This window comes from Nocardia sp. NPDC003345 (assembly GCF_053589395.1).
Map to the genome: position 1 here is coordinate 1 of NZ_JBSFRU010000395.1, position 5,332 is coordinate 5,332.

At 71.6% G+C, this 5,332-nt stretch carries 7 protein-coding genes; 3 read left to right on the forward strand and 4 right to left on the reverse strand.

Annotated features, from left to right (window positions below):
• Positions 1-874 (reverse strand): helix-turn-helix transcriptional regulator (locus ACWDU1_RS28995; protein WP_450003312.1); only part of this gene is annotated, 874 nt, incomplete at its 3' end.
• A 62-nt stretch (positions 875-936) separates the two neighbouring features.
• On the opposite strand from ACWDU1_RS28995, the gene ACWDU1_RS29000 reads away from it, so the two are divergent.
• Positions 937-1,524: a DinB family protein gene (locus ACWDU1_RS29000; RefSeq protein WP_450003314.1), complete on the forward strand. Its 588-nt coding sequence runs from the start codon at positions 937-939 to the stop codon at positions 1,522-1,524.
• Positions 1,521-1,982: a VOC family protein gene (locus ACWDU1_RS29005; protein ID WP_450003316.1), complete on the forward strand. Its 462-nt coding sequence runs from the start codon at positions 1,521-1,523 to the stop codon at positions 1,980-1,982. Before ACWDU1_RS29000 ends, ACWDU1_RS29005 begins: the two co-directional genes overlap by 4 nt.
• Before the next feature lie 7 nt (positions 1,983-1,989).
• On the opposite strand, the gene ACWDU1_RS29010 is transcribed toward ACWDU1_RS29005, so the two are convergent.
• Positions 1,990-2,367 (reverse strand): nuclear transport factor 2 family protein, encoded by a 378-nt coding sequence (locus ACWDU1_RS29010; RefSeq protein WP_450003318.1) that lies wholly within the window; start codon positions 2,365-2,367, stop codon positions 1,990-1,992.
• Between the two features lie 203 nt (positions 2,368-2,570).
• On the opposite strand from ACWDU1_RS29010, the gene ACWDU1_RS29015 reads away from it, so the two are divergent.
• Positions 2,571-3,692 carry a PucR family transcriptional regulator gene (locus ACWDU1_RS29015; RefSeq protein WP_450003320.1) on the forward strand — a complete coding sequence of 374 codons (1,122 nt, stop codon included), beginning with the start codon at positions 2,571-2,573 and terminating at the stop codon, positions 3,690-3,692.
• A gap of 28 nt (positions 3,693-3,720) precedes the next feature.
• Here the strand turns inward: ACWDU1_RS29015 and ACWDU1_RS29020 are convergent, their stop codons facing one another.
• Both ACWDU1_RS29020 and ACWDU1_RS29025 read right to left on the reverse strand, forming a co-directional pair.
• The gene (locus tag ACWDU1_RS29020; RefSeq protein WP_450003321.1) at positions 3,721-4,323 is read right to left on the reverse strand and encodes a TIGR03086 family metal-binding protein; all 603 of its coding nucleotides are present in this window, start codon (positions 4,321-4,323) and stop codon (positions 3,721-3,723) included.
• Between the two features lie 48 nt (positions 4,324-4,371).
• Positions 4,372-5,238, reverse strand: coding sequence for a LysR family transcriptional regulator (locus tag ACWDU1_RS29025; RefSeq protein WP_450003323.1), 867 nt, complete (start codon positions 5,236-5,238; stop codon positions 4,372-4,374).
• Positions 5,239-5,332 lie beyond the last annotated feature (94 nt).

The window sequence follows — 5,332 nt, forward strand, 5'->3', positions numbered from 1 at the left end:
CCAGCAGCAGCATATGCATGAGCACGTAATCGAGGTCCGCCGCGCCGCTGAGAACCTCACAGCGCCCGCTGCCGTGCGGCCGGACGACGGCCGCCCCCGCCGGGACCCGGGCGCGGACCGTTTCGGCCGGCGCGTGCACCAGGAAGCGCGCCTGCCTGGCGTAGGCGCGGCTCGCGACTCCCTCCTGCACATAGGCCGCCGCGTCGGGAGCCGCTCGCGGCCGGAAACGCCAGGTGCGCGTGGACACCTCGGTCATCCGGTCGACCCGGAAGCTACGCCAGTCCGCGCGGTCGAGGTCGTAGGCGAACAGGTACCACCGCCGGTCGGAGGCCACCAGGCGATAGGGTTCCACCCGGCGCCGGGCGCCGTCACGCGTCGGATAGCCGAACCCCGCTTCCACCTCGTCGCGGCAGGCCCGCGCCAGAGTCATCAGGACATCCGGGTCGACCGGAGTGCGGCCGCCGCCGAACGTGTCCACCGAACCGGCCAGCGTGCGCACCTGATGCCGGAGCCGGGTGGGCAGGACCTGGTCGAGTTTGGCCAGCGCGCGCAGGGCGGCGGCATCGGCTCCGGTCACCGCGCCACCGGGCCCGACCAGCAGCGATACCGCGGTCGCGATGGCCTCCTCGTCGTCGAGCAGCAGCGGCGGCAGCTCCTGCCCCGGGCCCAGCCGGTAGCCGCCGCCCACACCCTGGCCGGCCCGTACCGGATAGCCGAGTGCGCGCAGCCGCCCGATATCGCGGCGCACCGTGCGCGGCGTGACCCCCAGCCGGTCCGCGAGTTCCGGACCGGTCCACACCTGCCGCTGCTGCAGCAGTCCGAGCAGGGTGAGCACCCGCTCCGTCGTACCCCGTTCCTCGGTCCCGCCGTCCACCGTTTCCACTCTGCCAGAGATAGCGGACCGATGCTGTCCTCGTTCGGTGGCAGGCTGAGCCCATGGACGACGACGAACTCGATTGGAACCGCATACTGCGCGAGCAGTGGGAGTTCCACTGGAACCATCAACTCCGGCACCGGCTCGACGGCCTGACCGATGACGAGTACTTCTGGTCGCCGGTCCCGGGCGCCTGGAATGTGCGCCCGCGCGGGACCTCGACGGCCCCGGTGCAGGCCGGTGCGGGGGATTTCACGATCGACTTCGCTTTTCCCGAGCCGGACCCGACCCCGTTCACCACTATCGCCTGGCGGCTCGGTCATGTGATCGTCGGAGTACTGGCCGCCCGCAACGCCGCGCATTTCGGCGCGCCCGCGGCGTCGTATCAGAACTGGGAATACGCCGGTGACGCGGCGACCGCGCGGCACCAGCTCGACGAGCAGCTGGCGCTCTGGTCCGCAGGCGTCGGATCGCTCGGCCCGGCCGCGTTACGGGCGCCGATCGGCGCGTCGGAGCCGTATCCCGAGGCCCCGATGGCCGATCTGGTACTGCATATCCAGCGGGAACTGATCCACCATCTGTCCGAAATATGCCTGCTGCGCGATCTCTACCTGCATACGAGCGCCCTGCCGAACGGAGAATCCCGATGAGCCGCGAAATCCAGATCACCTTCGACGCCCACGACCCGCGCGCGTTGTCCACCTTCTGGCGCGATGCCCTGGGTTACATCCACCCCGGCCCGCCCGGAGTCGAGCTCTCTCCGGACGCCGACCCGCTGGCCGCGTGGGACGACTTCCTGGCCGGGATGGGGGTACCGCCGGACCAGCGGAATACCCGGTCGGCCGTCGAGGACCCGGAGGGCCGGGGCCCGCGCCTGTTCTTTCAGCAGGTACCCGAGGACAAAGTGGCCAAGAACCGGGTCCACCTCGATGTCCGGGCCGCCCCCGGATTGCAGGGGGACGAGCGGATGGCGGCGTTGGAAGCCGAATGCACCCGGCTCGTCGCGCTGGGGGCGACCCGGCTCCGGCGCGACGAGCCGCAACCCCCGTTGAGCGCGGGGTTCATCGTGATGACCGATCCCGAGGGGAACGAGTTCTGCCTCGATTGAGATCCGGTCAGCCCAGGGCGGCCTGCATGGCGACCCCGTCGACATAGGAGTGCTTCTCGCGGACCGCGCCGTCCTCAACCTCCACGAAGTCGGCGAGGTCCACGCAGACCGGCCGGCCCGTCGCCGAGGTGCCGGTGAGCTGCCACCGCACCACCCAGAAGTCCGGTCCGACGCGCAATGCCACCTGGTGAAAGGTGAGATCCGGTACCAGGGCGAAGGTCCCGGCCGCGGCGTCGCGGATGGCGGCGCGGCCGCGAGCAGGCTCCTGACCCGAATGCAGGTGGAATACCGAATCGGGGGTGTGCAGGGCGACGATCCGGTCGGGATCGCGGTCGGCCCAGCAGGCGTGGTAGCGCTCGAACAGGTCGCGGGTGGTCGTGGTCACGGTCGAACTCCGATCGCCGGGGGATGGTCGCGTCGACGCGGCACGAGACTCATTGCGCAAGAAGGGATTCGGCAAGGCCCGGACCACCGCGTCGATCAGCGACTCCCAGTATCGGGCGGTATTCGGAGTGTGGCGATGGGCCCGCGCCCCCACTTCGGCGGACTTCGGGGTGCGCGGGCACAACGCGCGCTAGGTTGTCGGCGGTGAGCCGGAAAACAGACTCCGCCCCCGCGCGCCTGCTGGCCGAACTACGCGCCGATACCCCGGTGATCGCCGAACGCGTGGCGTCCAGGATCGAACGCGACGACACCGGCTACGACGGCGCCGCCCTCGGGCATGCCGAACTGGTCGCCCTGGTGGCCGAGAGTTTCACGGCACTGCTGGACGCCATGGCCGCACAGCCGTACTCGCTCGAACCGGCCCGGCGGGCCGGACGCGTCAAGGGTGAGCGCGGCATTCCGCTGGAGAGCCTGCTGCACGCCTTCCGGGTCGCGGGTATGGGGTTCTGGGAGATCGTCGACGACCGCGCCGAGGGCGGCGAACGCGCCGAACTCGCCCGGTTGGCCGCGCGGATGTGGTTCGTGATCGACGAATACTCCGTCGCGGCCACCGAGGCGTACCGGCGTGTGGTGGTGGCCGGAACCGAACGATCGGATCAGGCGCTGCTGCGGGCCTTGCTCGATCCGGATTTCCCGGCGCCCCGGCGCGCGGACGCCGGCCGGAGACTGGGCCTGCCCGCACCGGCCACCTACGTGGTCCTGGTCGGCGAGCTCCGGCTGGCCGCTCCGGGGGTGACGACCGTGCACACCCTGCTCGCCGGGGACCGGGTCACGGTGGCCGGGGCGGCCGCGCCCGCCGCGCTCGAGACCGCGCTGCGCACTGTCGGCGAGCGCGCCGGGGCGAGCCGTCCGTTCACCGATCTCGCCGCGATCCCCACTGCACTCGGCCAGGCCCGCTCGGCGTCGCGGTGCGCCGGCCCGGCGGATACCGGTATCCACGTTTACGGGTCCGCGCCGGAACGGGTGCTGATCGCCGCGAACCCCGCACTGGCCGCGGACATCTGCGCGGACGTGCTCGCCGCCCTGGACGGTCTGCCACGCCCGGAAGCCGACCTGCTCGTCCACACCACGCTGGCCTGGTACGAACTCGGCGGCTCCACCTCGGCGGTGGGACAGCGGCTGCATCTGCACCGCAACACTGTCCTGCATCGGCTCAAACGTATCCAGCGGCTCACGGGCACGGAATTGGCGGTGCCCGCCGCGGCGGCGCGACTGTATCTGGCGTTACAGACCTGGGTGCTCCGGGCGCCCGAGGAGTCCGCCTGAGCAGGGGTATCGGCGGATTCGCCGGGTCTCAGGCCCCACCGGACAGCGGTGCCGGTGCGGTCCACGGCGGATCGACCGGCCGGCCCAGGAACGCGACGAGTCGCTCCACGGCCGAGGCGCCCGCCGGAACCGGCTGGGCGGCGGCGAACCGTCCAGGACGTGATCTCTCGTCCGGCAGTTGCCGGCGTGAGAAGGCCAGAGCGGCTTCGGCGAGATCCTCGGGGAGCCGGTCCGGGACACCCAGCGCGCGGGACAGATCCCAGCCGTGGACGAGCAGATCGGTGACCCGGAATCGCAACCGGTCGGCACCGGTGGCCTCACCCAGCGGCCCCTGGTAGGTCTCCTCGAGGATGCCGGGCCGGGCGAAGGCCGCCGCCAAGGCGCTCGCCGAGGCCGTATAGGCGGCCACCGGGTCGTCGCCGAGAATATCCGTCCCACGGTCGGGCATCGGCCGCTCACCGAAGATGGCCAGGAACATCAGATCGGAGCCGACGAGATGATCGACCAGGTCCCGCACCGACCACTCGGTGCACGGGGTCGACGCCGTCCACTGGCCGGGCCGCACGGCCGCGATGAGATCGGCCAGCGCCCGCGACGCGCGCTCGAGGTCCGCGAGGGGATCCGGTGACATATCGGCAGGCTATACCCGTACGCGCCGGCACGCCTGCCGGAAACCCGCTCAGCCGCAGCCCAGGAGGGTCGCGCGCCGGTCGTCGAGGACGGCCCGGATCCCGGCGACCACCGCGGCCACCTCGGGCCGGCGCAGGGTCTCGGCCCGCGCCACCATCCAGTAACCGAGCGTCACCGCGATCGAATCCGGCAGAACCCGCACCAGATCCGGATGGCGGTCGGCCATGAAACATGGCAGCAGGCCCAGCCCGGCGGCCGCCCGGGTGGCCTCCACATGGACGAAAACGTTGGTGGAGGTCACCGATTCGCGCATCGCGGGCACGACACCGGAGGCCAGGTCGAGATCGTCGACCTGGAGCATGGAATCGATGAAGTACACCAGCGGATAACGCGCCAGATCCGCTACCGCCGCCGGGGCGCCGTTCTCGGCGAGGTAGTCGCGGGAACCGTAGAGACCCAGCCGGTAGTCGGCCAGGAAGGTGGCGGTCGCGCGGCGCACCCGCGGCGCACCGACCACGATCTCGAGGTCGAGCCCGGACCGCTGTTGCGACGCCCGGCGGGTGGTCGCCACCAGTTCCACCTGGATATCGGGATACCGCCGCCGGACCCGGGCCGCCGCCGGTGCGGCGATATAGGCACTGAACCCGTCGGTCGCCGAGATCCGGACCACGCCCCCCAGCATCCGGTTGCCGGCCGCGTCCGCCGCCAGCGATCGCACCGCCGACTCCACCGTCTCGGCCGCGGCCAGGGCCTCCCGGCCGAGATCGGTCAGTTCCCAGCCACCGGTCACCCGGGTGAGCACCCGGCCGCCGAGCATCTGCTCGAGACCGGCGATCCGGCGGGAGATGGTGGTGTGGTTGATACCGAGTTCCTCGGCCGCGGTCACGTACCGGCCGCTGCGCCCGACCGCCAGCAGGACGAGAAGGTCGTCCGCGCTGGGATCGCCGCCGAAGGGCTGGACCGGCGCCGGGTTCCGGTCTCGGGTGAGACGCGGGAAGCGCTGGTCGTCG

Bases quoted from the DNA above. Each gene is read 5' to 3' on its own strand.
- ACWDU1_RS29000 (WP_450003314.1), top strand. From the start codon at position 937: ATGGACGACGACGAACTCGATTGGAACCGCATACTGCGCGAGCAGTGG.
- ACWDU1_RS29005 (WP_450003316.1), top strand. From the start codon at position 1,521: ATGAGCCGCGAAATCCAGATCACCTTCGACGCCCACGACCCGCGCGCG.
- ACWDU1_RS29020 (WP_450003321.1), bottom strand. From the start codon at position 4,323: ATGTCACCGGATCCCCTCGCGGACCTCGAGCGCGCGTCGCGGGCGCTG.